The sequence below is a fragment of the Actinacidiphila sp. bgisy160 genome (assembly GCF_057707815.1).
In genome coordinates, this window is the sequence record NZ_JBYIQW010000137.1 from 1 (window position 1) to 1011 (window position 1011).

Here is a 1011-nt window from a genome sequence, read left to right on the forward strand (position 1 = left end):
GCCGCGGCCGCGCATCCAGCCCGGCTCCGGCAGCAACGGCCGGACCACCGCCCACTCCGCGTCCGTCATATCGGTGGGGTACCGGCGGACACGCATCGGATGGTCGGCGGCGTTCCCGAACCGGTGAGCCAGGCAGTCACACTCCCGGGTGACCGAACTGGACGACCCCGTCATCGACACGGAAGACTGCGGCACCAGGGCCTCCTGCAAGCTCGGTGATTCGACACCAACGAGCTGTTCAGGAGGCCCCTCCTGCATGCGCCGGACACCCTGCAACCACCCGAACGAGACGCTCGTTCGACCGGCACATCCCAAGATCGGTACGACAATAGCTACTTAGCTTAGTCTTCACACACCGCTGATCAGCGGTGGCCGCAGCCTTCCCGCGGCCGACCCACGAGCAAGATCAAGATCTATGGCTGGATATCACGCTGATACCAAGTGCCTGACTTGCCGCCGAGATCGGCCGGGGTGGCAGGGCCAACCGGGACGAACCCGACCTTGGCCAGGACTTTCTGGGACGCGGCGTTGTCGTGGGAGGTGGCCGCCCGCAGTGTGCGCAGGCCGTGCATCGCTGTCGCCGTCCGGCACAGCTCCCGGACGGTCGCGGTCGCCACGCCACGGCCAGCGACCCGCTCCGCGACCCGGTAGCCGAGTCTGGCAGTGCCGTCCTCCAAGTCGTACAGGTTGAACCTGCCCAGTACCGAGCCGTCCTCCGCAACGAGCACGTAGAAGGCGCAGATGCCGGCCTCCTGCTCGGCCAGCGAGGCGTTGTATCGGTCGGTGAACTGGTCGAAGAAGTCGTCGCCGCGGTCGGAGATCGAGGCAGCGAAGTAGGTGCGGTTCGCCAGCTCGAAGGCCAGGACCGCCGGGGCGTGGCCGGCATGCAGCCGCTTCAGCTCGGGCATTGCCCGACTCTACCCAGATCCTGCGCTGAGGCCACCTGAGTTTCCGCCAGTGGCAGGCAACCCCAAGCCCAGGGCACATAACGATCTACGGCTGGAGTATTAG

General features: G+C 66.6%; 2 protein-coding genes. Both read right to left on the minus strand.

What is annotated here, in order from left to right; all coding sequences use genetic code 11:
- Nucleotides 1-96: transposase (locus tag AC3EUJ_RS37170; RefSeq protein WP_431969419.1), on the minus strand; the 96-nt coding region annotated here is incomplete at its 3' end.
- A 317-nt stretch (nucleotides 97-413) separates the two neighbouring features.
- Nucleotides 414-908 carry a GNAT family N-acetyltransferase gene (locus tag AC3EUJ_RS37175; RefSeq protein ID WP_431969417.1) on the minus strand — a complete coding sequence of 165 codons (495 nt, stop codon included), beginning with the start codon at nucleotides 906-908 and terminating at the stop codon, nucleotides 414-416.
- Nucleotides 909-1011: the final 103 nt, after the last annotated feature.